At 62.6% G+C, this 21884-nt stretch carries 24 protein-coding genes and 1 tRNA gene; 16 read left to right on the top strand and 9 right to left on the bottom strand.

The window, feature by feature from the left end; all coding sequences use genetic code 11:
* Window positions 1–53: 53 nt before the first annotated feature.
* The 4 genes from P1M51_RS03775 to P1M51_RS03760 all read right to left on the bottom strand — a co-directional run bounded on the left by P1M51_RS03775 (window position 54) and on the right by P1M51_RS03760 (window position 5020).
* Window positions 54–1484: a sodium-dependent transporter gene (locus P1M51_RS03775; protein WP_276246859.1), complete on the bottom strand. Its 1431-nt coding sequence runs from the start codon at window positions 1482–1484 to the stop codon at window positions 54–56.
* Window positions 1485–1610: 126 nt separating this feature from the next.
* Window positions 1611–2948, bottom strand: coding sequence for a sodium-dependent transporter (locus tag P1M51_RS03770; RefSeq protein WP_276246858.1), 1338 nt, complete (start codon window positions 2946–2948; stop codon window positions 1611–1613).
* A gap of 371 nt (window positions 2949–3319) precedes the next feature.
* Window positions 3320–4018, bottom strand: coding sequence for an SDR family oxidoreductase (locus P1M51_RS03765; protein ID WP_276246857.1), 699 nt, complete (start codon window positions 4016–4018; stop codon window positions 3320–3322).
* Window positions 4019–4063: 45 nt separating this feature from the next.
* Window positions 4064–5020, bottom strand: coding sequence for an NADPH:quinone reductase (locus P1M51_RS03760; RefSeq protein ID WP_276274819.1), 957 nt, complete (start codon window positions 5018–5020; stop codon window positions 4064–4066).
* A gap of 178 nt (window positions 5021–5198) precedes the next feature.
* Here P1M51_RS03760 and sucC point away from each other — a divergent pair, with 178 nt between their 5' ends.
* Complete coding sequence (gene sucC / locus P1M51_RS03755; protein ID WP_276246855.1) at window positions 5199–6344, top strand: ADP-forming succinate--CoA ligase subunit beta; 1146 nt, start codon at window positions 5199–5201, stop codon at window positions 6342–6344.
* Window positions 6341–7210 (top strand): succinate--CoA ligase subunit alpha, encoded by an 870-nt coding sequence (sucD, locus tag P1M51_RS03750; RefSeq protein WP_276246854.1) that lies wholly within the window; start codon window positions 6341–6343, stop codon window positions 7208–7210. The genes sucC and sucD overlap by 4 nt, the downstream gene beginning before the upstream one ends.
* A 75-nt stretch (window positions 7211–7285) precedes the next feature.
* Here sucD and P1M51_RS03745 read toward each other — a convergent pair whose 3' ends face one another.
* On the bottom strand, window positions 7286–7555 hold the full coding sequence (locus P1M51_RS03745; RefSeq protein ID WP_276246853.1) for a DUF378 domain-containing protein: 270 nt from the start codon (window positions 7553–7555) through the stop codon (window positions 7286–7288).
* Window positions 7556–8335: 780 nt separating this feature from the next.
* On the opposite strand from P1M51_RS03745, the gene P1M51_RS03740 reads away from it, so the two are divergent.
* Together P1M51_RS03740 and P1M51_RS03735 are read left to right on the top strand one after the other, a co-directional pair.
* A complete protein-coding gene (locus P1M51_RS03740; RefSeq protein WP_276246852.1) occupies window positions 8336–9445 on the top strand; it encodes an NADH:flavin oxidoreductase in 1110 nt (369 codons plus the stop codon).
* Between the two features lie 62 nt (window positions 9446–9507).
* Window positions 9508–10215, top strand: coding sequence for an SDR family oxidoreductase (locus P1M51_RS03735; protein WP_276246851.1), 708 nt, complete (start codon window positions 9508–9510; stop codon window positions 10213–10215).
* A 14-nt stretch (window positions 10216–10229) separates the two neighbouring features.
* On the opposite strand, the gene P1M51_RS03730 is transcribed toward P1M51_RS03735, so the two are convergent.
* Window positions 10230–11027, bottom strand: coding sequence for an aldo/keto reductase (locus P1M51_RS03730; RefSeq protein WP_276246850.1), 798 nt, complete (start codon window positions 11025–11027; stop codon window positions 10230–10232).
* Window positions 11028–11180: 153 nt separating this feature from the next.
* Here P1M51_RS03730 and P1M51_RS03725 point away from each other — a divergent pair, with 153 nt between their 5' ends.
* The 3 genes from P1M51_RS03725 to P1M51_RS03715 all read left to right on the top strand — a co-directional run bounded on the left by P1M51_RS03725 (window position 11181) and on the right by P1M51_RS03715 (window position 12330).
* The gene (locus P1M51_RS03725) at window positions 11181–11327 is read left to right on the top strand and encodes a hypothetical protein (RefSeq protein WP_276246849.1); all 147 of its coding nucleotides are present in this window, start codon (window positions 11181–11183) and stop codon (window positions 11325–11327) included.
* 110 nt (window positions 11328–11437) lie between these two features.
* Window positions 11438–12022, top strand: a complete 585-nt coding sequence (locus tag P1M51_RS03720) for a hypothetical protein (RefSeq protein WP_276246848.1) — start codon at window positions 11438–11440, stop codon at window positions 12020–12022.
* An 89-nt stretch (window positions 12023–12111) separates the two neighbouring features.
* Complete coding sequence (locus P1M51_RS03715) at window positions 12112–12330, top strand: hypothetical protein (RefSeq protein ID WP_276246847.1); 219 nt, start codon at window positions 12112–12114, stop codon at window positions 12328–12330.
* Window positions 12331–12442: 112 nt separating this feature from the next.
* On the opposite strand, the gene P1M51_RS03710 is transcribed toward P1M51_RS03715, so the two are convergent.
* Both P1M51_RS03710 and P1M51_RS03705 read right to left on the bottom strand, forming a co-directional pair.
* Window positions 12443–12517, bottom strand: a tRNA-Val gene (locus P1M51_RS03710).
* A 63-nt stretch (window positions 12518–12580) separates the two neighbouring features.
* Entirely contained in the window at window positions 12581–12853 is a 273-nt protein-coding gene (locus P1M51_RS03705) for a hypothetical protein (protein ID WP_276246846.1), read from the bottom strand.
* 312 nt (window positions 12854–13165) lie between these two features.
* Between P1M51_RS03705 and P1M51_RS03700 the strand changes: the two genes are divergently transcribed.
* Both P1M51_RS03700 and P1M51_RS03695 read left to right on the top strand, forming a co-directional pair.
* Window positions 13166–14113 carry an MBL fold metallo-hydrolase gene (locus P1M51_RS03700; RefSeq protein WP_276246845.1) on the top strand — a complete coding sequence of 316 codons (948 nt, stop codon included), beginning with the start codon at window positions 13166–13168 and terminating at the stop codon, window positions 14111–14113.
* Complete coding sequence (locus tag P1M51_RS03695) at window positions 14110–15843, top strand: adenine deaminase C-terminal domain-containing protein (RefSeq protein WP_276246844.1); 1734 nt, start codon at window positions 14110–14112, stop codon at window positions 15841–15843. The genes P1M51_RS03700 and P1M51_RS03695 overlap by 4 nt, the downstream gene beginning before the upstream one ends.
* On the opposite strand, the gene P1M51_RS03690 is transcribed toward P1M51_RS03695, so the two are convergent.
* Complete coding sequence (locus tag P1M51_RS03690; RefSeq protein WP_276246843.1) at window positions 15837–16370, bottom strand: cob(I)yrinic acid a,c-diamide adenosyltransferase; 534 nt, start codon at window positions 16368–16370, stop codon at window positions 15837–15839. The genes P1M51_RS03695 and P1M51_RS03690 overlap by 7 nt on opposite strands.
* 82 nt (window positions 16371–16452) lie before the next feature.
* Between P1M51_RS03690 and tenA the strand changes: the two genes are divergently transcribed.
* From tenA to P1M51_RS03655, 7 genes are all read left to right on the top strand, one after another.
* Window positions 16453–17118 (top strand): thiaminase II, encoded by a 666-nt coding sequence (gene tenA / locus P1M51_RS03685; RefSeq protein ID WP_276246842.1) that lies wholly within the window; start codon window positions 16453–16455, stop codon window positions 17116–17118.
* A gap of 131 nt (window positions 17119–17249) precedes the next feature.
* Window positions 17250–17777, top strand: coding sequence for a TenA family protein (locus P1M51_RS03680; RefSeq protein WP_369685083.1), 528 nt, complete (start codon window positions 17250–17252; stop codon window positions 17775–17777).
* Between the two features lie 75 nt (window positions 17778–17852).
* On the top strand, window positions 17853–19376 hold the full coding sequence (locus tag P1M51_RS03675) for a sodium:proline symporter (protein WP_276246841.1): 1524 nt from the start codon (window positions 17853–17855) through the stop codon (window positions 19374–19376).
* A gap of 142 nt (window positions 19377–19518) precedes the next feature.
* Window positions 19519–20565 carry a hypothetical protein gene (locus tag P1M51_RS03670; protein ID WP_276246840.1) on the top strand — a complete coding sequence of 349 codons (1047 nt, stop codon included), beginning with the start codon at window positions 19519–19521 and terminating at the stop codon, window positions 20563–20565.
* A gap of 106 nt (window positions 20566–20671) precedes the next feature.
* Window positions 20672–21061: a hypothetical protein gene (locus P1M51_RS03665; RefSeq protein ID WP_276246839.1), complete on the top strand. Its 390-nt coding sequence runs from the start codon at window positions 20672–20674 to the stop codon at window positions 21059–21061.
* Between the two features lie 156 nt (window positions 21062–21217).
* Window positions 21218–21547 (top strand): 50S ribosomal protein P1, encoded by a 330-nt coding sequence (gene rpl12p / locus P1M51_RS03660; RefSeq protein ID WP_276246838.1) that lies wholly within the window; start codon window positions 21218–21220, stop codon window positions 21545–21547.
* A gap of 84 nt (window positions 21548–21631) precedes the next feature.
* A complete protein-coding gene (locus P1M51_RS03655; RefSeq protein WP_276246837.1) occupies window positions 21632–21880 on the top strand; it encodes a hypothetical protein in 249 nt (82 codons plus the stop codon).
* The last annotated feature ends 4 nt before the right edge of the window (window positions 21881–21884 follow it).

Raw genomic sequence — 21884 nt, 5'->3', positions numbered from 1 at the left:
GCCACAAAAAGGGTTCCGCAAGGAGGCAAATCTCCCTTCGACAGTTGTCGAATTTACAGGACGGAGGTCGGACCCCGGAGGCCGGCGAAGGCCACCAGTCCAAGGGCGACGCTGAGCACAACGGTCATCCACGTCTCGATTGCACCCGCCATGCCGAGCGCCCCGAAGATGCCCGTGAGCAGCGTGAACAGCAAGAACAGCGGGAGGAGGACGCCGACGGCGAGCAGCCACGGCGACGCGAGTGAGCGACCGAAATCGGACGCTCCCTTCGCGAATTCGTCGATGGCGTCCCGGCCGAGCACCCAGCCGACGAACAACAGGAACGCGAGCAGTCCAGCGGTGAGCATCAGGTCGACGAGCGTGCCCGCGATGAACTCGAACACCGGCGGCCGGAGTGCATTGACCGTCATCGTGAGCGACACCAGCGCGAGCATCCCGCCGGTGGCGTACTTGCGCTCGATGCCGAACTCATCCACGAGGAATGAGACAGGGATTTCGAGCATACTGATGGAACTCGACAGTGCCGCGAGGGTCACCACACCGAAAAACAGGGTGGCGATGAGGATTCCCGTCGAAATCCCACCGACGGACGGAAGGTTCGCGAACGCTCCGGCGATGCCGACGAACAGCGCGCCCGGCCCGCTCGTGCCCGCCGCGTCGGGGGCGAAACTGAACAGCAGTGGGAAGACGACGAGGCCCGCGAGCACACCGACGAACGTGTTGAGGACGGCGATTGCCGACCCGTCGAACGGGAGCGACCGGTCCTCGCCGAGGTACGAGGCGTAGGTAATCATCGTCCCCGCACCGATGGAGAGGGTGAACAGCGCCTGTCCGGCGGCGGCCGGAAGGATGTCAAAGAAGTTCGCTTGCAGGTAGCCCCAGTCGGCCCCGAGGTAGAAATCGTACCCCGCCATCGCGTTCGGCTGGAAGAACGCCCACCCGGCGAGCGCGAGCAACAGGGCGACGATGGCCGGCATCATCACTTTCGTGGCGACTTCGATGCCCCGGCGCACACCGGCAAAGACGATGATACCGGTCAGCACGAGGAAGACAAGGCCGAAACCGACGGACCCGGTGGTTCCGAATGCGATGGAGTCGTAGTACCCACCCGGCGACCCGAAGTACGCGCCGGTCGGACTGGCGAGGAAGTAGCGCAGAATCCACCCGCCGACGACACTGTAGAACGACAGCAAGACGACCGCGGTGACGACGCTGAACCCACCGACGAGTTCCCACGCCCGGGAGCCAGAGAGTTTCTTGAGTGCGCCCGCAGGGTTGCGTTTCGCCCGCCGTCCGATGACGAATTCGCCCAGCAAACCGGGGACGCCGACGAGGAGCACGATACCGAGATAGACGATGAGAAAGGCACTGCCGCCGTTTTCCGCCGTCATCCAGGGGAACCGCCAGATGTTCCCCAGTCCGACGGCGCTGCCGACGGCCGCGAGAATGAACCCAACTCGGGTTGCCCAGGTTTCTCGTGTCATTGGAACGCACTCGCAAAGGCGCACCTAAGTTACTTTCGAGTTGCGATTAGTCAACTCCCCAATAACATGGCGATACAGCCGCTCAGGCGGCCGATTTCGGGGTAAAAATGGTGAGGATTAGCGCCCTTAAACCGGCGGCATGATGCCTTCTTCCATCAGCGTCTGGATGCCGAAGCCGAGGGTCACGACGACGCCAAGGAGAACGAGCGTTCTAACCGTCCAGAGCCACGTCAGGCTGAAGGTCGTTCGGTCTTTCATACCTTTGAGCAGTTCTGTACTCGCAGTGCCTCCGAGCACCCAGCCGACGAACAGCAGGAGCAGGAGGACGCCGAATGGCAAGAGGAACTTGTAGGCGAGCGTGTCGAACCAGCCGAGCCACGCCGTGTCGAGTGCAGAAGGGATACCGAGGGCGAAGATGACGCCCCCGATGGCAAAGGCAGCGGGTTTGCGGCTGACGCTGGTGTTGTCCACGACGTAGGCGACGACGACTTCGAGCAGGCTGATTGCCGACGAGAGAGCAGCAATCAGGACGACGAAGAAAAAGACGACGCCGACGACCTGTCCGATGGCTCCGAGTTCGGCGAGCGCGCCGGCGACGGCGACGAACAGCGCGCCGGGGCCGCTCGTGTCAGGGCTGATGCCCTGTGCGAACAGGAACGGGAAGACGACGAGGCCTGCGAGGATGCCGACGACCGAATTAAGGAAGACGATAGCGAGGCCGTCTTTCGCGAGATTGTCGTCGTTACCGAGGTACGAAGCGTAGGTAATCATCGCACCCATGCCGAGTGAAAGTGAGAAGAACGCCTGTCCGACGGCGAACGGGACGATGTCGCCGAAGTTCGCTCGGACGACGCTCAGGTCGGGGTTGAGGAAGTATGCGTACGCTTCCATGGCCGCGCCCGAGTCGCTGATGAACGCGAAGACGGCGAGGCCGACCATGATGAAGATGATGGACGGAACCATCAGCTTCGTTGCCTTCTCGATGCCGCCCTCGATGCCGAAGGCGACGATGCCGATGGTGATGCCCATGAACACGGCGTGGAGTGCGAGTGCCTCTGGTCCCATCGAAATCGTGGCGAAGTACTCACCGGGCGCACTGAAGTACGCGCCCGTGGCGCTGCCGCCGAGGTAGCGAAGTACCCAGCCGCCAACCACGGAGTAGTACGACAGAATCCAGAACCCGGTGAAGAGGCCGAGCGCGCCGACGATGCGCCAGTTGCCGTAGCCGAGTTTCTTGAACGCGCTAATCGTGTTCAGGTTGGTTCGTCGCCCGATGACGAACTCGGCGAGCATCGCCGGGAAACCGATGGCGAGGACCGCGCCGATGTAAACGATGAGGAACGCCGCCCCACCGTTGGTCGCCGTCTTGAAGGGGAACTGCCAGAGGTTCCCGAGGCCGACGGCGCTGCCGACGGCCGCGAGGATGAACCCCATCCGCGTTGCCCATGTCTCTCTTTCACTCATGTGTGAAACCCCCTATCAGTATCGGTCAAATAAATGTCCCGATTTTCCGCGACCTACCAACCACATGACTGTTAGGTTTCCTAATCGGACATGTGTGAAATGACGACACGGAACGGTCGCCACAGAATACCACCCACCGAGGCTAGTCGGATTTATCAATATTCAATCATAGTAAAACCAGCAGCAGAGAATCTAGCGACCAGCGACGTACCAACTAGCAAATATTGCACGAACATAAAGTCTATGGGAGCAAACCTGGACGCGTTGCAGTCGCCGCCGCTAGCTTTCAATGTTAAATTTCATGCAAAAATCAGAACGTGTTCGACATCACTGAATGGTTCGACCCGCCGTCACGCGATGTCGGAGACGGCTCAAGCTTCGCCGTACACCGGCACCGCCGCGCCGCTGGTCACATCGGCGGCGTCGCTACAGAGGAACATGATGACGCGGGCGATTTCTGCTGGTTCGACCCATTTATCGTGGTCGGCATCGGGCATCGCCTCCCGGTTCTGTGGCGTGTCGATGACGCTCGGCATGATGGCGTTTGCCCGGACGGTTCCCTTGTTCTCCTCTGCAATCGTCTCCGTCAAGAGTCGAACACCGGCCTTCGCGGCACGATAGGGGCCGTCACCCTCGCCGCCTTCGAGCGAGGCGCGGGCACTCGTCGAGACGATTGCACCCTCAGTCTCTTTGAGGTGCGGAATCGCGTGCTTGCTCGCGAGGAACATCGTCTTCAGGTTGACCGAGAACAGCATGTCGAAGGTGTCCACGTCGGTTTCTTCGATGTGCGTTCCGCCCTTCCAGGTCCCGGCAATGTTGATGAGGGCATCCACCTGTCCGTGGGTATCTGCGATTTCGTCGAACGTCGATTTGACGTCCGTTTCGTCCGTGAAATCGCCCTCGTAGAACGTAATTCCCGAGACGAGCGTCCCCTCGTCCGGTTCGACCACGTCCGCCGCGCAGACTGTCGCGCCGGCTTTCGCGAACTCGTTTGCGACAGTGCTTCCGAGCGCACCGCTCGCGCCGGTTACCACGACCACCGTTCCCGAGAAATCGAACTCGACACTCATAGCAACCGGTTAGTGCGGAAACAGGATAAAGGTGGGGCGGCCGGGTCAGGGCGTGACCACGAGTTTCCCGAGGAAACTCTCCGCCAACACGTCGTCGTGGGCCGCACCGACCTCGGCTAAGTCGTACGTCTGGTGCACTCGCGGCGTGAGGGCCCCCGCCTCCATGAGCGTGGCGAGTCGCGAGAGAACGTCGCCGATGTCGGGCGTGTTGAACATCGAGACGTGGTGGACCGACAGCGTCTTCGCGCGGGCGGCTGGCACGCTCGGGAACGTCGCTTCTTGGTCCTCGTTGCCGATGGCGACGATGCGACAGCCCTTCGCCGCGACCGCACAGTCGAGCGGGAGATACTCGTCGAGGCGGTGGTCGAGGATGACGTCCGGCTTGCCGACTTCCTCGATTGCGTCCTCTAGGTCGTCGCGCGCGTAGTCGAGGACCACGTCTGCACCCATCGCGTCGAGGTCGTCGTGGTACTTCGGCGAGGCGGTCGTGACCACCGTCGCGCCGGTCGCGTTCGCAATCTGGACGGCCATGTGACCAACGCCGCCGCTCCCGCCGTGGATGAGCACCGTCTCGGCTGGCTGGAGATTCGCTGTCGCGATGAGCGACTGCCAGGCGGTGACGCCGACGAGTGCCCCGGCGGCGGCCTGCTCGAAGCTGACCGAGTCGGGAAGACTCGCGGCCAGTTCGACGGGAACCGTGGCGTACTCGGCGCAGGTTCCGGGGTGGTCGTTCCCGAGACCGGTCGCGTAGATTTCGTCGCCTGCCTTGAATTCAGTCACGTCGTCCCCGACGGCGGAAACGACGCCGGCGACGTCGGAGCCGGGAATCCACGGGAGCGTGGCGGGTTTGTACGATCCCTCGCGGAAGTAGGTGTCGACGGGGTTGATTCCGGCCGCGTGAACCGCGACCAGCAGTTCGTTTGCTGCCGGTTCCGGGCGCATCAGTTCCTCTGTGGTGAGTACGTCTGTTCCACCGTGTTCGTGATACCGTACGGCGCGCATGGCCGAGTTGACGGCCGCCCTCCGCAAAAGCGTACGCCTGTCGGAGATTCGATGGCGACGGTAGTGTGTCTCGTGCTGGCAATCCCCGCAGATATTGCCACACGGGGACTGGTAGCGGCAAGAACCGGGAGTCCGAATGAAAGGGATTTAAGCGACGTGTTCACACGGTAATATACGTATGAAGCTGCACGAGTATCAAGCGAAGGACATCTTCGCAAACGCGGGGATTCCAACGCCGGACTCCCAGCTCGCAACCACCGTAGACGAGGTTGTCGAGGCTGCAGAGTCGCTTGGATATCCCGTCGCTGTAAAGGCGCAGGTCCACGTGGGCGGACGTGGCAAGGCCGGAGGCATCAAACTCGTATCCGACGAGGACGAGGCGCGAGCGGCAGCCGACGACATCCTCGGCATGGACCTCAAAGGGTACACCGTAGAGAGCGTCCTCGTAGAGGAAGCCGTGGACTTCGTCGACGAACTCTACGTCGGTGTGACGATGGACCGCGGCGAGGGCAAACCCGTCGCCATGGTCTCCACGAAAGGTGGCGTCAACATCGAAGAGGTCGCAGCAGAAACGCCCGAGGCCATCGCCCGCGAGCACATCGACCCGGCGTTTGGCATGCACCCATACCAGGCCCGTCGTGCAGTCTACGGGGCCGGTGTGGACGCAGACGTCGCCCGCGAAGTCTCCTCGATTCTCCAGACGCTGTTCCAGCTCTGGGACGACAAGGACGCGAGCGACATCGAAGTCAACCCGCTCATGGTCACCTCGGACGGCGACGTCATCGCGGCCGACGCGGTCATGAACATCGACGACGACGCGCTGTTTCGCCAGCCGGAACTCGCCGAACTCGAAGAAGAAGCCTACGAGGACGACTTAGAGCGCAAAGCCGGCGAGTACGGCTTCGACTACGTCCGCCTCAAGGGTAACGTCGGCATCATCGGCAACGGTGCGGGCCTCGTCATGACGACGCTCGACCTCGTCGACTACTACGGCGGCAAACCAGCCAACTTCCTCGACATCGGTGGCGGTGCGAAGGCCTCCCGTGTGGCGAACGCACTGGACATGGTCTTCTCCGACCCGAACGTCGATTCGGTCGTCTTCAACATCTTCGGCGGCATCACCCGCGGTGACGAGGTGGCGAAGGGTATCAACGAGGCACTCGAAAGCTTCGACGAGATTCCAAAGCCCGTCGTCGTGCGTCTCGCCGGGACGAACGCAGAAGAGGGCATGGAGATTCTGAACACCGACCTCGTGCAGGTCGAAGGCACGCTCGAATCCGCCGTTCAAGCGGCCGTTGCACGCGCAAAGGAGGTCCAGCAATGAGTGTATTCGTAGACAAGGACACTCGCGTCGTCGTCCAGGGGATTACGGGCGGCGAAGGCAAGTTCCACACTGAACAGATGATGGAGTACGGGACGAACGTCGTCGCCGGCGCCGTGCCAGGCAAGGGCGGGCAGGAAGTAAAGGGCGTTCCCGTCTACGACACCGTCAGTGAAGCCGTCGAAGAAGAAGACGCAGACGCCTCTGTCGTCTTCGTCCCACCGGCGTTCGCCGCGGACGCCATCTTCGAGGCACTCGACTCCGACTTGGACCTCGTCGTCGCCATCACGGAAGGCGTTCCGACCCAGGACATGGCGAAGGTCTACAAGCGTCTGCAGGAAGTCGACACCCGACTCATCGGGCCAAACTGTCCAGGCCTCATCACGCCGGGCGAGGCGAAACTCGGCATCCTGCCAGGCAACATCTTCTCCGACGGGAACGTCGGTCTCGTCTCCCGCTCGGGGACGCTCACCTACCAGGTCGTCGACAACCTGACCCAGCGCGGCATCGGCCAGACCACGGCCATCGGTATCGGTGGCGACCCAATCATCGGCACGTCGTTCGTCGACGCGCTCGAAGCGTTCGAAAACGACCCAGAGACCGAAGCCGTCGTCATGTGCGGTGAAATCGGTGGCGAGGACGAAGAGGAAGCCGCTGCGTACATCGCAGAGAACATGGACACGCCAGTCGCTGGCTTCATCGCCGGTCGCACGGCCCCGCCAGGAAAGCGCATGGGCCACGCGGGCGCGATCGTCTCCGGCTCTGGAACGGGCACCGCAGAGTCCAAAATCAACGCCCTCAACGACGCGGGCGTTCCAGTGGGCGACACTCCAGAGGAAGTCGCAGACCACATCGAAGAGTTCCTCTAACTCGGTTTTTCCTTTCTTTTACTGACGGCGTGAGCGACCGCTCACGGGGTGGTGTGTCGTCGAAAAAGTCGAAGCTTAGGCGGGCTTTTCGGTCATCGGGCGCTCGCTGCGTGCGTCGTAGAGCTGGTACGCGAAGTACAGCTCGTAGACGCCCGCGAGGCCGACGAGGAGGTAGATGAGGTTCTCAAGCGTCGGGATGGACCCGAAGATGAGATTCACCACGTTCCAGTTTGCATTGATAAAGCCCCCAATCCCGATCAGACCCCAGTTTAACGCACCCACGATGACGAGGATGAGCGAGGCCCAGTCCAGGAAGTTTGCCCGAATTCTGCCTTCATACTGCATGGTATTACACCGAATAAAACAATGCACGCTGAGGAGAAAAAGATGTCTCGTAAGCGTACATGATTGTTGGAGATTATCGTATCATCGAAGAGGGTGGAATAATTGTGGGTGTCAACGTTTCTCACCGTCTCAGTCTCCCGGTTTCAGCCGACCTTAACGCGATAGTTTTGCCGACAGTCAGCGTGCACTGAATGGGAGAAAGTATATCACACAGCGAGTATCCTTACCGTCGGTTAGGTTGACAGTTCGTTGACGTAAAATGCCAGGGGAGGCCTGGTGCCTGACCCAGCAAAAGAGGCGACTGACGCATCCCAGCGTCAGTCCGGGTGGCTAACCCATAGTACAGCTTGCACGACCATGGTGGTCATTGTGGTAATCGATCCGAGGGTGGCGAGTCCTATCGACCACCCCCACCTCGTTTCGCGTCTGTTTCACACATTACATCCACAGCAAGGACGAACGGGGTGATAAAAGTTGGCTATAAGGTCAATAATAGGTCGTTTTAGTATCGAAGGTGCCTAGTAAGACAGAGAATATAGAAACGTTTAGAGGAGAATTTCCGATAAATTTCAAAATCTTCTATTTTCTATACCGCCACCGTCGCCGAAGCGTACACTCGGCGGATTTCACGACCGAAAAGCAACCGACGGAGCGAGAGTCGTCCACTGGCCAATCGTCCGAACGTCTCAGTTGAGATATCACACAATCAATCACGGCGGGACGGTAGCTGGTTCGCACACCCGCCCGCCGGCTTTTGCCGTCCGTGCCCAGAATCCGGTCATGCCAACAGACGATACCCTCTTCGATCCGTTCGATCTCGAATCGCTCACTCTCGACAACCGTGTCGGCCTCGCGCCGATGACCCGCACGAGCGCCACGGCAGACGGGCACGCCACACCTGAGATGGCTCGCTACTACGCCAAGTTCGCTCGCGGCGGCTTCTCGTTTCTCATCACCGAGGGCGTGTACACCGACGAGGCACACAGCCAGGGTTACCACAATCAGCCCGGACTCGCCACCGACGAGCAGGCGGCCGCCTGGGAGCCGGTAATCGAGAAGATTCACGACGAGGACAGTGCCGTCTTCGCCCAGCTCATGCACGCCGGGTCGCAGGCGCAGGGTAACCGCTACACCGACGAGACCATCGCCCCTTCCGCCGTCCAGCCGAAGGGCGAACAGAGCCCACTCTACGGCGGTGAAGGCGAATTTCCCGTCCCGACCGAGATGACGACCGACCACATCGACGCCGTCGTAGCGGGATTCGCCGCGTCCGCAGAACGGGCCACAGCGGCGGGATTCGACGGCGTCGAGATTCACAGCGCGAACGGTTACCTCCTCAATACATTCCTCTCCGCCGAGTACAACGAACGCGAAGACGGATACGGCGGTTCCGCCGAGAACCGCGTTCGACTCACCCGAGAGGTCATCGAGGCGGTTCAGAACGCGACTCCCGAGGACTTCGTCGTCGGCGTCCGCCTCTCGCAGGCGATGGTGAGCGACGAAGAACACAAATGGGACGGCGGCGAGGACGACGCCGAAGTCTATTTCCGCGCGGTCAGTGAGACCGGCGCAGACTACATCCACACGATCGACGGCGACGCGACAGCAGCGACGTTTGCCGACGACGGCCCAACGCTCGCTGAGGCGGCAGTCGAGCACGGTGACGCACCAGTCATTGCAAACGGCGGCCTCGGCGACCCGGCGAGCGCCCGCGACGTAATCGAGTCAGGGTCCGCGCTCATCACCCTCGGCACGAGCGCACTGGCGAACCCAGACTGGCCGACGAAGGTTCGCGAAGGCAAGGCCCTCGACGAGTTCGACTTCGAGAAGACGCTCCTACCGAAGGCGACCATCAGCGACCACGAAGTGCCCGCACCCGCAGACGACTGAACGTCACCGGGAACCCCTTCCGCTTTCAGAACCCACAAAGTCAGTACCACTGTGGGTACTGTATGGACGCTTCCAGAGTTGCAATCGTGACCGCGGCGGGCAGCGGTATCGGTGCCGCGAGCGCCCGAAAATTGGCCGCAGACGGCTATACACCCGTTCTTCTCTCGAAGTCCGGTGGAGCAATCGACGTGGCAGAAGCCCTCGGCGGCGTCGGTTTCGAGGGGTCGGTGACCGACTCCGACGACCTCGCCGCGCTGGTCGAGGCCGCCCGCGACACCTACGGCCGCATCGACGCCGTGGTGAACAACACCGGCCACCCGCCGAAAGGCCCCATCGGCGAGATTCCGGACGAAGATTGGCAGACAGGGTTCGAACTCGTCTTCTTGAACGCGGTTCGAATGGCCCGCCTCGTCACGCCCATCATGCGCCAGCAGGACAGTGGCGGAGCAATCGTCAACATCTCCACCTTCTCTGCGTTCGAGCCGAGTCCCGAGTTCCCCGTCTCCTCCGTGCTTCGGGCGGCGCTCGGCAGTTACACGAAACTCTACGCAGACCGCTACGCGAGCGAGGGAATCCGCATGAACGCCGTGCTCCCCGGGTTCGCAGACAGTTACGAAATCGATGACGAAACTCGCGCGCAGATTCCAATGAATCGCGCCGCGAGGACAGAAGAAATCGCCGACGCCGTCGCGTACCTCGTCTCAGACGAATCGAGTTACGTCACCGGACAGAATCTCCGGGTAGACGGCGGCCTGACGAAGCACGTCTGACCGGTCTGACCGAATTACCAGGGGGCGAAGTCCGGGTCGATGAGGCGCTCTTCGTCGTCTAGGTTGTCGAGGCGCTCTTTGTCCTCCTGCGTGAGTTCGATGTCGAGACTCTCGTAGTTCGCCCGCAGATGTTCCTCGTCGCTCGATTTCGGAATCGGGACGATGCCGTTCGCGAGCAGCCACGCGAGACTGATCTGGGCGGGCGTCGCGTCGTAGTTCTCGGCGACGGCCTTGATGTCCTCGTTTTCTGCAACTTCGTTGCGAGCAATCGGCGAGTAGGCGACCAGCTCGATGTCGTGACCAGCGGCGTAGATGCGGAGGTTACGCTGTTGGAGCAGCGGGTGGCACTCGACCTGATGGGCGAAGATTGGCGCGTCGAGGTATTCCTGTGCCTCGTCGAGCAGGTCGGTCGTGAAGTTGGAGACGCCGACGTGGCGGATGACGCCCTCCTCGTACAGTTCGTCGAACGCAGCGAGCGTGTCTTTTGCGTCGTAGTCGCCCGCCGGCCAGTGGACGTACAGCAGGTCGATGTAATCGAGGCCGAGTCGGTCGAGGCTCTCCTGTGCGCCCTCGATGACGTCGTCGTATCCGAGGTCGTCGTGCCAGATTTTGGTCGCGACGAACAGGTCTTCGCGCGGGACGTCAGCCCGCGCAATCCCTCGTCCGACCGCCTCCTCGTTGTCGTAGTGCTGGGCCGTGTCGATGTGGCGATAGCCAATGTCGATGGCCGTCTCGACGGCGTCAGCCGCCTCGTCGCCCTTCATGTCGTAGGTGCCGAGACCGAGTCGCGGCATCTCTGGTTCGTCTTCCATGCGCGAGTTTTGGACTCGGCGACAAAAGAGAATTTGGGCTACGGGGATTTCAAACGCCCCACGTTCCGCGTGCCCATCGGTGTCAGTAGCGAGCGGGCATCAGAGACTCGTTACGGCGAAAAGAGCTATTCTCAACCCCCCACATCTCCGGCCATGGGAATCTGTCCATACTGCGAAAACACCGTCTCGGCCGTCGAAGAAGTCATCGAGGAGGGACAAATCCTCGTCTCCCAGTGGGTCTGCCCGACCTGCGATTACATCCTCGGCGTGGCCGCCACCGACGAGGGAATTCGCAAGTAGCGAACCCACCCCTCGCCTCACTGCCACCGCCAGAATGCACCACGGCAACCAGCCGTGCGTTCGTGCAACCCGAACAACAGTTTTGTCCTGAGCGCACGGTTCTTGTGGGTATGAATACGACGCTTCGACGGGACGCCCCAGCCGTGGGTTCGAAACGGCACGGCGCGCGCTCCGGACTGCTCGTCTTCGGCGTCCTCCTCACCGGCCAGTTCAACGGCCTGCCCATCCCCGCGACGAACACCGTCGGACAGGTGTGGGTCGCCGTTGCTGCTGCCCTTCTCCTCGGGTCGCTACCCGGCGTGGCCGCCACCTTCGTCCGAGGTTGGACCGGAAAGGTGGCCGTCTTCGCGATGGCACTCGCGTTCGCCGCCATGGTCGCCGGCGGCGTGGCCGGACTCGTGAATCCCGCCATCGGTAGACTACTCGTGTTCGCCGCCTTCCCGTTTGCCGTGGCCGCCGGGACGCTCCTCGGCATCTCCCTGCTCCGCACCGACGGCCCACGCGCCGCCACCTGGCTCCTGACCGTCTCGCTGCCGATGCTCGCCGTCACCGACAAACTCCTCTGGGACCCGATGGCTACCGCACTCGGCTTCGACCTCGCACCGATCCTGTTCACGTGGCCGTTCGGCCTCGGAATGCTCCTGCTCGGGGTGGCTGTTGACCGGGCCGACCGAGACGGCCAACTGAGCCGATAGGAGGTGAACGACCGACTGACCATGGCTCAGCTAGGACGCACGCCGGTGTCCTTCCGAACGTTCATGACACCCAGTCAACAAGTATCGCCATGGAACCGCTCGTCGTCGTTACTGGGCTCTTCATGTTCGCGCTCGCTGCCGGGAGCGCGCTCGCCCCACAGTCATTCTCTCGAAACTGGGTCGACGGTGCGGAGTGGCAAACCGACCCCGAAAAAGCCGCGAAGAAACAACGAGACTACGCGTATGTCTCCGCCTCAGTTCTCGGACTGTTCGGCTTTCTACTCGTGTCGATTGGGCTTGTAGTGTGACAACAGGTTGGGGCAGATTTGAACCTTGGTCGCTCGCGCTGCTCGCTCCCTGGTTCAAACTGCCCCGCGTCACAACAGCAGTCGCTCGCGGAGTTGCTCGCGACAGAAGTAGTGGGTTGGGGCAGATTTGAACTGCCGACTTCCTCCGTGTGAAGGAGGTATCATAACCAGACTAGATCACCAACCCTCTGCAGTACCTCGTTTCCGGCGGCTAACCTTAAGGGTTACTTTCGACTGCCGAAAAAACAGCTCAGTCGGACGCTTCCGAGCGCTGGCTTCGGTAGTCGTCGAGGCGCGAGCGCGCACTCGCGATTGCCTCGCGGGTTTCACCCTCGGCGCGGTCCTGCAGCTTTCGAAGCTCCTCTCGAATTTCGTCGATTCGGGATAGTTCTGGCTCCTCCTCGCGGCCGGTAATCGAGCGGAATTTCTCCTGAACTGGAGAGAGTTCTTCCGTGACGCCGCGCTTTGCCGTCTCACTCGCGCGCTTCAGGTAGTACTGGGTATCTTCAAAGTGCTTGTTCATACCTGTTATAACGATAACACCAAATAAAACCCTTGTGCCACTCACAGTACTCTCGTCAAGGATTTTCAGATACGGGACACCTCGAAAAAATCAACGTCGGAACCGAAACCACAACACTTTTGGTTGTTTTAGGCAGACCTAAACTTGCAGGCGGTGGACGACCGTTCGTCGCAGTCGGCGTCTGTCCCAATGCCGACTTGGATGAGTGCGGCGAACACCCCCTACAGGCCGTGGGCATCACCCGTTCTGAGGCACCCGTCCCATGCCGCCCTGTCACAAATTGTTTTAGCGACGCGGCCGGAAGTTCGTGATATGTTCACACGGCTTTCGATTCCCACGCCGTTTCGGGTCGGGGCGGTAAACGCCTATCTCTCGGGCCGGACGGTCGTCGATCCCGGTCCCGATAGCGAGGAGGCGTGGGCGGCTCTCCTGGACGGACTCGAAGCGAACGGAATGACGCCGGCAGACCTCCGACAGGTCGTCGTCACCCATCCCCACCCCGACCACTTCGGACTGGCTTCACGACTGAAAGCCGAGGGCGCGAGCGTCGTCGTGAGTCCCGAGGCTGCCCGCATCATGGCCGACTTCCCCGGACGACTGCAGCACGAGCAGACGTTCTTCGCCGATTTCTTCGAGCGCAACGGGATGTCCGCGGCGACGGCCAACGCGGTCGTGGACCTTCCCGAATCCTACCTCTCCTACGCGCCGAGCGTCGAGACGGACACGGAAGTCACAGAGGACGACCGCATCGAAATCAACGGCGAACCCCTCGTCGCAAAGCGGGTGACGGGCCACGCAATCGGCGAACTCATCTTCGCGTTCGACGAGGGTAACGAGCGTCATGCCATCGTCGGCGACAACGTCCTGAACGAGATTACGCCGAATCCGCTGCTTCAGCCGCCGGAACCCGGCGAAGACGAACGGCCACGTCCCCTTCCTGCGTTCAACGAATCGCTACGCCGACTCGAAGAAGCGGAGTACGACCGCTTCCTCCCTGGCCACCGGACCATTATCGAGAATCCCACCGAGCGAATCGGAGAGATGCTCGACGCCCACGAAGCGCGGACGGAGAAGGTGTACGGCCTCGTAGACGGGCCGACGACGGCGGTCGAAATCATGGGTGAGTTGTTCGGCGACCTCCCCGTCACCGAGTTCTTCCCAGGCATGAGCGAGGCCGTGGGCCATTTGGACGTCCTCGAATCGCGCGGGAAGGTCACGGCCCACGAAAACGGCGGGGTCATCGTCTACGAGCGAACATGACCCGTCTACAGGACGTGGCCCTCGGCAACACCCCCGCAGACCTCGTCATCCAGAACGCGAGCGTCCTGCTCCCAGAGACGGGCGACCAACACGACCGCGCCATCGCAATCGTCGGTGATCGCATCGCCGCGCTGCCCGCAGACTCAGGGTCAGTGGTCGGCCCCGACACCACCGTCGTGGATGCCACGGGGCAGGTCGCCGTCCCCGGGTTCATCGACGCCCACACGCACATAGAGGCCCAGCACGCCTTCGAATACGCCTACCCCTCCGTCCTCGAAGGCGGGACGACCAGCGTCGTCACCGAGGTGACGGGAATGGGGCCGATGTACGGAGCGGAAGGCGTCTCGGAGCTGCTCTCCGCCACCGACGGCCTCCCCGTCTCGGTGTTCGCCACGCTCACGCCACAGCCGCTCGTGAACACCTTCAGTCCCGCGTGGGCGGACGACGCGGAGAAAGACGCACTCACCGCACTTCTCTCGCACCCCAGCGTCGTTGGCGTCGGGGAGGTGGACTGGATTCACGTCGTCGGGCGCGACCCGCCACTTTTCGACCTCTACGAACGCGCCCGCGAGGCAGGGAAGCCAATCAGCGGCCATGGGGCTGGCTGCAAAGGGACCAATCTGCAAGCGTTCGCTTCGGTCATCGACAACGACCACGAGGCGATTTCCGGCGACGAGGTGATAGAACGCCTCGAAAACGGCATCCACGTCATCGGGCGGTCGGGAACCATCCGCGACGACACGGCGGCCATTGCAGACGCCTACCAGGAGGTCGGCGCGGCGGACCTTTCGCTCTCGACCGACAGCCTCTGGCCCGACGACCTGCAGGCAGGAACCTGCATGGACCGGGTGGTCCGCCGTGCCATCGAAGCAGGTGTCAGCCCGGAAGACGCCGTCCGCATGGCCACTCTCAATCCGGCCCGCCACTTCGGCTTTCGCGACCGAGGAACCCTCTCGCCGGGCGCACGGGCGGACGTCGTCCTTCTCTCCGACCTCGAATCGGTCGCGGTCGAAACCGTCATCTCGGGAGGTGAATTCGTCGTCGAGAACGGAGACGCAACTGTCTCTCCCCGACCCCACGACTACCCCGCCCACTTCTACGATAGCGTGGGTCTCCCCGACTCGCTCGACCTGAGCGTCCCAGCCACCGTCACACGAGGCGGACGCGTTCGCGCCATCGAGTACGTCACCGGCCTGTTCTCGAGGATGGCGACGGTCGAACCCGCCGAGGCAGAGGGCACACTCAGGGCCGCACCGGAGCGCGACGTGCTCAAAGTCGTCGCCATCGACCGCCACCCCGACAGCGACCACGAGGCGTTCGTGGGCTTTCTCACGGGCTTCGGCCTCGGCTCAGGTGCGGTGGCGACGACCACCGTCTGGGAGGCAGGAATGACCGTCGCCGTCGGCGCGACCGACGAGGCGATACAGCAAGCGATAGCCCACGTCGCAAAAATCGGCGGCGGGTGGGCCGTGGTGGACGAGGGCGAAATCATCGCCGAACACCGCTGCCGGGTCGCGGGCGTCGTCGCAGACGTCCCAATCGAGGAGGCCGCAGCAGGCGTGCGGGCGGTGCGCGAGGCGCTCTGGGAGCGCGGCGTCGAAGCCGACCAGCCGATGCTCGCGGTGGCGACGCTCACCTTCCTCGGCGTCCCCACCCTCAAGCTGACCCCACACGGCTACGCGGACGTGCTGGCACAGGAACTGGTCGGGTTGACGCCCGACGCTCAGTAGGTGGGGGACTCTTCGGGGACGCCCTCGCGTTTGTTGACCACGCGTGCGAGGACGAACAGCGCGTCAGAGAGCCGGTTCAGGTACTTCACCGCCGCCGGGTTCGCCTCCTCTTCGTTGATGAGCGCGACGGCACGACGCTCTGCCCGGCGACAGACCGCCCGGGCGTGGTGGAGTTTCGCGCCGGGTTCGCTGCCCGAGGGCAGGATGAAGCTCTTGAGCGGGTCGAGTTCCGTATCGAGGTCGTCCATCCACGTCTCCAATTGTTCGACGTGTTCGTCGCGAATCACGGGCGCGTCCGCCTTCGGGTCGGGATTCGCGAAGTCCGCCTGCACGATGTGGAGGTGATTCTGAATCGACCGAAGCATCTCGTCTACGTCGTCGTAGCCCGTCGGTCGGACAACGCCGACCAGCGCGTTCACCTCGTCTACGCTCCCGTAGGCTTCGATTCGGTGGCTCGCCTTCGAGACGCGCGCCATGTTCGAGAGGTCGGTCTTCCCCTCGTCGCCGCGTTTGGTGTAAATCTTCATGTCCGTATCGAGGGGCGGGACCGACTTATAGCCGGGCCAGGCCGGGGCGAATAGTTTTCCCGTCGGTCTGCGAAGGCCAGTTATGTCATTCGCAGAATCACTCTGCGAGGAGGGCCGCCCCATCCTCGAAGCGATTCTCGACCACCCGATGGTCGTCGAACTCGGCGAGGGGACGCTTTCTACGGACCCGTTCGAATACTGGGTGAAACAGGACTACGTCTACCTCGTCGACTACAGTCGCGTGTTCGCGCTCGGAGCCGCAAATGCCCCGTCGCTCGACGAGATGGGAACCTTCGCAACGCTTCTCGAAGAGACCGTCAACACCGAGATGGACCTCCACCGCGAGTACGCCGCCGAATTCGGAATCAGCGAAGCCGACCTGGAACGAACGAAACCCTCGCCGACCACGCAGGCGTACACCGATTTCCTCGTCCGGACGGCCGCAACCGAGTCCTTCGGTAACCTCGTCGCCGCACTCTTGCCGTGTATGTGGGGGTTCAATCAGACCGGCAGACACCTCGACGTGCGCGGGAAACCAGACCACGAGCAGTACGCCGCGTGGATCGAGATGTACGCGAGTGAGGAGTTCACCGAACTCACCGAATGGTGTCTCGACCTGCTTGACGAGGTGGCCGGTCGGGCCAGTCCGGCAGACCGCGAGCAGTTCACCGACCGCTTTCTCACCTCGTTTCGCTACGAGTACCGCTTCTGGGACGCAGCGTGGCGCGAGGAGCAGTGGTCTGTGTGAGCGACCAGCCACGGTTTTCTGCCTCCCTTCGGAGTCAGTCTGAGCCCGCGTGGACCGCGGCCACGGAGCATCGGTTCACCCGAGAACTGGCAGACTGAACGCTTCCGAACGACGTGTTTCGCCGATATCTGGTGCAGGATTTCGCGTTCGTGGAAGCGCTCGCCGGACTCGTCGGGAGTGCCATCGCAGACGCCACGACGATGGCCGAAAAACGTCGGCTCACGTCGTTTCTCGCCACGCTCACAGGTGAGGAGAACGACTACTTCGAGCGGTCGTTCGACGCGCTCGCAGTCCCGGAGGAAGAGTGGACCAATCCGAAACTGCTGCCGGTCACGCAGTCTCTCGAAGACTTGTTCGTCCGGGCGACCCATCAAGGCGGGTACGCAGAATCGCTCGCCGTGTTGTTGCCTGCCGAGTGGGTGTATCTCACCTGGGCCACTGCCCACGCGGACGCGACCCCGAAACGATTCTACCACGACGAGTGGATTTCGATGCACGCGACGCCCGAATTCACGGCGTTCGTCGAGTGGCTTCGAACACAGGTCGACGAGTGTGGACGAACGCTCTCGCCTCGGCGCAAGGAGCGCGTTCGTCGCCTGTTCACCCGGACTGTCGACCTCGAAGTCGATTTCTTCGACGCCGCCTACGACCAGGTATAATTGAGTGGTATTACCAACGTTTAATTGCGCCCCTGTCAGAGAGAGGTGTATGACTAATCGCACTGAGGTGAGACGATGGTAAGTGCGGGCCTCGCTCTCGGCCTCACCGTCCTCACGCTGTTCGTCTTTGCCGCGCTCGGCACGTGGTACGCTCGCGGCCGCATTAATTCGGTGGAAGACTTCATCACTGCCCGCAACTCGACGGGCAGTGGAATGACCACCGCGACGCTCATCGCCTCCGGGATGGGCGCGTGGATTCTCTTCAGTCCGGCCGAGGCAGGGGCGGCCTTCGGCGGACTGACGGCCGTGCTCGGCTACGCCATCGGCAGCGCCCTTCCGCTGTTCGCCTTCATCGTCATCGGGCCGCGCATCCGCGAACTCATCCCCGAGGGCCACTCCATCACCGAGTACACCCTCGCGCGCTACGGTGGCGCGATGTACGCCTACGTCCTCATCGTGAGCATCACGTACATGTTCATCTTCCTCGCCGCGGAGATGACCGGCATCGCCGGCGCGCTCTCGCTCGTCGCCGGAGTACCGACGTGGCAGACGGCGGCGCTCGTTGGCCTGTTCGTCCTCGCGTACACCGGCTACGGCGGCCTGAAGGCGAGCATCTTCACGGACACCGTCCAGACGCTCGTCATCCTGCCCATCCTCGCCATCGGCTTCGCCGGGGCACTGCTCGCCCTCGGCGGGACGGGCGAAATCTACCAGACCGTCGCGGACACGAACCCGAGTCTGCTCGACCCCGGCTTCCTGCCGGGCCTCGAATTCGGCGCGTACATCGCTGTCGCCGTACTCGCAGCGGAAATGCTGAATCAGGCGTGGTGGCAGCGCATCTACGCCGCGAAAGACGAGCGCACGCTCGCCCGGTCGTTCACCATCGCCGCGATTACCGTGATTCCGATGGTGTTCCTCGCCGGGTTGTTCGGTCTCGCCGCTTCAGGCCTCGGCCTCGTCACCACGGAGTTCGGCGCGGGCTACAACGCGGACATCTCCTTTTTCCTCGTGCTGGACGCCGCGTTCCCCGAGTGGGTGACGCTCGTCGTCGTCATCCTCGCCATCCTGCTCGTGATGAGCACCGCAGACACGCTGTTCAACGCCATCGCGAGCATCGTCACTGCCGACCTGCCGCTCATCATGGACGACCCCGACCGGTCTACGCTCACCAAAGCGGCGCGTGCGCTCACCGTCGTCGTCGCGCTCGCCGCAATCTTCGTCGGCGCGCAGGGCTACAGCGTCCTGACTATCTTCCTCGTCGCCGACCTGCTCGCCGCCGCGACGTTCATCCCGCTGCTCTACGGACTTTACTCGGCGAAGGCGACTGGCGTGGGCGCACTCGTATCGAGTCTACTCGGCCTCGTCGTCGGCCTCGCGTACTTCCCGACGCTGCGCGCCCCACTCGCACTCCTGCCAGTGGTTGGCGACCAACTCCCGACGGCGTCGTTCTTCAACTCGTTCGTCGGCGCGGCAGTCGTGTCCGGCGTCGCAATTCTCGTGCTCTCACAGGTGACTCCCGGGCGCTTCGACCTCGGACAACTCTCGCGAGAAGTGCGGCAAATCGACGACCTGCGAACGGACGGCGGTGAAGAACGATGAGCGCAATTGGACAGACGCTGTTTACCGCCCTCGCCTGGGGGTCGGTGGCACTCGTCATCGCCATCTTCGCCTACGAAATCTACGCCGTCGTCACGGACTGGCGCGGGACCTAACTTTTCTGCATTCCACCCGAAGCGGGTACATGGCACTGTTCGATGCGCTTTCAGACCTGCCGCTCACCATCTCCGCGGTCTCGTACGACCTCCACGAAGCAGAAACATCGAGTGACTTCACCCGACTTTCGACCACAGTCTCCCTGTCCGGGGACGGTGAAACCGGTCGTGGCGAAGACGTGACTTACGAGGCCGAAGACCACCGCGCCCTCGTGGACGCCGCCCCCACGTTCGACCTCGAAGGTGAGTGGACGTTTGCTGAGTTCTCCGCTCACCTCGGCGAGACGGACCTCTTTCACGGCCGCGAGCCGGGCCGCCCCGACTTTCGTGAATACCGGCGGTGGGGATTCGAGAGCGCCGCCCTCGACCTCGCGCTCAGGCAGGCCGACACCAACCTCGCCGAGGCGCTTGACCTGACCTACGACCCGGTCCGGTTCGTCGTCTCGACGCGCCTCCCCGACGCCTCGATAGACCGCATCGAGACGTGGCTCTCGTTCGATGGAGACTACGAGTTCAAACTCGACCCGACCAGCGAGTGGGACGACGCCCTCGTCGCCGAACTCGCGGCGACCGGCGCGGTGCGCGTCTGCGACCTGAAAGGCCAGTACGAGGGGACGGACGTAGACCAGGAACCCGACCCCGAACTCTATCGGCGCGTCATCGAAGGGCTCCCCGAGGCGGTCATCGAGGACCCTGCGCTCACCCCGGAGACGCGCCCGCTGTTCGAGGGCCACGAGGGGCGCGTCTCGTGGGACGCGGCCATCCACGGACTCGACGACATCACGAACCTGCCGTGGGAACCCGACTGGCTCAACATCAAGCCCTCGCGCTTTGGCAGCGTCGAATCGGTGCTAGAGAGCATCGAATACTGCCAGGAAGCCGGAATACAACTGTACGGCGGCGGCCAGTTCGAACTGGACGTCGGACGCGAGCACATCCACGCGCTCGCCTCGTTGTTCTACCCCGACGCGGCGAACGACGTGGCACCTAAAGAGTACAACCGCCCGGAGCCAACGCCCGACCTCCCGAAAAGTCCGCTTTCGCCCCCTGAGTCGCCGCGTGGGATGGACTGGTAACACACCACACAGCTGGTACGTTGTCTTCGATTACCTGTACGCGGCTCGAAACACGTCAGACTTCGGTCTGACGGGGGTTTTTGTGGGTGCCACGGAATATTCACGTATGGCAGGGCAACTTGGCGGATCGTATCGCCATAGCGACCAATCTGGGCACTCGCCGCTCGCCACATCTGCGCGACGCGAACGAGAACAGGCAGCGGCGAAACTCGTCACGGTCAATCACCTGATGGCCGTCGTTGGCGTCTGGTTTCTCTCGGTCGGCATCTTCGTCGCACTCTTCGCGCCGGCGTGGTGGGTCACAGGTATATTTGGACTGACGCTTCCGACGCTCCCGACGCTGTCACGCTGGGGAGTCGCACGAATTCGCGCACGAAACGAAGCACCTCGCCGCAACCGCACGAGTCGCCGCGAGCAGTCGTCGCTTCGGCTTCGAATCCACGACTGGCTCCGGTCCCGTCTCGACGACGCTGGGTCCGGTCGCGACCGGTTGTAAGAGGGTTTCTTTTTCTGCGGCAGCGAAGTAGCTAATATCACTGAGCGTGAATATAGGAGTAATCGGGGAGGGGGAGTTACGCCAGTAACGGGGTCCGTCACGACGAAAGTGAGCACCTACGCTGTCGCAGACCAATGTACCCGAGGGAGAACACTGATGGAATACATCTACGCAGCCATGATTCTGCACGAAGCAGAGAGTGAAATCAACGAAGAAAACGTCACGGCAGTCCTCGAAGCCGCCGGACTCGACGTCGAAGAATCCCGAGTGAAGGCGCTCGTCGCCGCGCTCGAAGACGTCGACATCGAAGACGCGATGGCCAACGCAGCGGCCATGCCCGCCGCAGCCGCCTCGACGGGTGGCGCTTCGGGCGACGCAGACGAGAGCGAAGCAGCCGACGAAGAAGCCGAAGCCGGCGGTGACGAAGACGAAGAGGAGGACGAAGAGGACGTCTCCGGCGAGGGTCTCGGCTCGCTGTTCGGCTAAGTACGGGACCACCGTTTTTCGAGTAGTACACAGCCAGAGCAACGCGGCTGTAAGGCTTTCCGGTCAGCGAGCGTCTAGTCAGATATGCGCGTTTCGAGATGGGGTTCTGCCGTCTCCGTCTGGGAGCCACGCATTCGTTTGCGTGCGGTTCTGGCGGTGGGGTTCGTCTACGTACTGGTCGCGAGCACCGTCGTCTTGCTCATGCTCCCCGTCGAGTCTGAACTGGACGTGCTCGTCCTCGCACTGCTCGTGTTCGGGTGGGTGACCATCATCATCGTCGGCGCGTTTTTCATCGCTGGGGAGGCACTTTCTCTCGGGTCAGACTCGGGCTAAAACT

Origin of the sequence: Haladaptatus sp. QDMS2 (genome assembly GCF_029338295.1) — an archaeon.
Classification (GTDB): Archaea; Halobacteriota; Halobacteria; order Halobacteriales; family Halococcaceae; genus QDMS2.
Note: the sequence above shows the minus strand (reverse complement) of the source record. Positions and strands in the feature narration are given on the sequence as shown.

What these genes read in the sequence shown, in the direction of transcription:
- P1M51_RS03740 (WP_276246852.1), top strand. Translation starts at nt 8,336, where the DNA reads ATGCCAACAGACGATACCCTCTTCGATCCGTTCGATCTCGAATCGCTC.
- P1M51_RS03655 (WP_276246837.1), top strand. Translation starts at nt 21,632, where the DNA reads ATGCGCGTTTCGAGATGGGGTTCTGCCGTCTCCGTCTGGGAGCCACGC.
- P1M51_RS03700 (WP_276246845.1), top strand. Translation starts at nt 13,166, where the DNA reads ATGTTCACACGGCTTTCGATTCCCACGCCGTTTCGGGTCGGGGCGGTA.
- P1M51_RS03765 (WP_276246857.1), bottom strand. Translation starts at nt 4,018, where the DNA reads ATGAGTGTCGAGTTCGATTTCTCGGGAACGGTGGTCGTGGTAACCGGC.
- P1M51_RS03705 (WP_276246846.1), bottom strand. Translation starts at nt 12,853, where the DNA reads ATGAACAAGCACTTTGAAGATACCCAGTACTACCTGAAGCGCGCGAGT.
- P1M51_RS03725 (WP_276246849.1), top strand. Translation starts at nt 11,181, where the DNA reads ATGGGAATCTGTCCATACTGCGAAAACACCGTCTCGGCCGTCGAAGAA.
- P1M51_RS03675 (WP_276246841.1), top strand. Translation starts at nt 17,853, where the DNA reads ATGGTAAGTGCGGGCCTCGCTCTCGGCCTCACCGTCCTCACGCTGTTC.
- P1M51_RS03760 (WP_276274819.1), bottom strand. Translation starts at nt 5,020, where the DNA reads ATGCGCGCCGTACGGTATCACGAACACGGTGGAACAGACGTACTCACC.
- P1M51_RS03720 (WP_276246848.1), top strand. Translation starts at nt 11,438, where the DNA reads ATGAATACGACGCTTCGACGGGACGCCCCAGCCGTGGGTTCGAAACGG.
- P1M51_RS03770 (WP_276246858.1), bottom strand. Translation starts at nt 2,948, where the DNA reads ATGAGTGAAAGAGAGACATGGGCAACGCGGATGGGGTTCATCCTCGCG.
- P1M51_RS03715 (WP_276246847.1), top strand. Translation starts at nt 12,112, where the DNA reads ATGGAACCGCTCGTCGTCGTTACTGGGCTCTTCATGTTCGCGCTCGCT.
- sucC (WP_276246855.1), top strand. Translation starts at nt 5,199, where the DNA reads ATGAAGCTGCACGAGTATCAAGCGAAGGACATCTTCGCAAACGCGGGG.
- P1M51_RS03745 (WP_276246853.1), bottom strand. Translation starts at nt 7,555, where the DNA reads ATGCAGTATGAAGGCAGAATTCGGGCAAACTTCCTGGACTGGGCCTCG.
- P1M51_RS03695 (WP_276246844.1), top strand. Translation starts at nt 14,110, where the DNA reads ATGACCCGTCTACAGGACGTGGCCCTCGGCAACACCCCCGCAGACCTC.
- P1M51_RS03670 (WP_276246840.1), top strand. Translation starts at nt 19,519, where the DNA reads ATGGCACTGTTCGATGCGCTTTCAGACCTGCCGCTCACCATCTCCGCG.
- P1M51_RS03665 (WP_276246839.1), top strand. Translation starts at nt 20,672, where the DNA reads ATGGCAGGGCAACTTGGCGGATCGTATCGCCATAGCGACCAATCTGGG.
- sucD (WP_276246854.1), top strand. Translation starts at nt 6,341, where the DNA reads ATGAGTGTATTCGTAGACAAGGACACTCGCGTCGTCGTCCAGGGGATT.
- P1M51_RS03690 (WP_276246843.1), bottom strand. Translation starts at nt 16,370, where the DNA reads ATGAAGATTTACACCAAACGCGGCGACGAGGGGAAGACCGACCTCTCG.
- P1M51_RS03730 (WP_276246850.1), bottom strand. Translation starts at nt 11,027, where the DNA reads ATGGAAGACGAACCAGAGATGCCGCGACTCGGTCTCGGCACCTACGAC.
- P1M51_RS03775 (WP_276246859.1), bottom strand. Translation starts at nt 1,484, where the DNA reads ATGACACGAGAAACCTGGGCAACCCGAGTTGGGTTCATTCTCGCGGCC.
- tenA (WP_276246842.1), top strand. Translation starts at nt 16,453, where the DNA reads ATGTCATTCGCAGAATCACTCTGCGAGGAGGGCCGCCCCATCCTCGAA.
- P1M51_RS03735 (WP_276246851.1), top strand. Translation starts at nt 9,508, where the DNA reads ATGGACGCTTCCAGAGTTGCAATCGTGACCGCGGCGGGCAGCGGTATC.
- rpl12p (WP_276246838.1), top strand. Translation starts at nt 21,218, where the DNA reads ATGGAATACATCTACGCAGCCATGATTCTGCACGAAGCAGAGAGTGAA.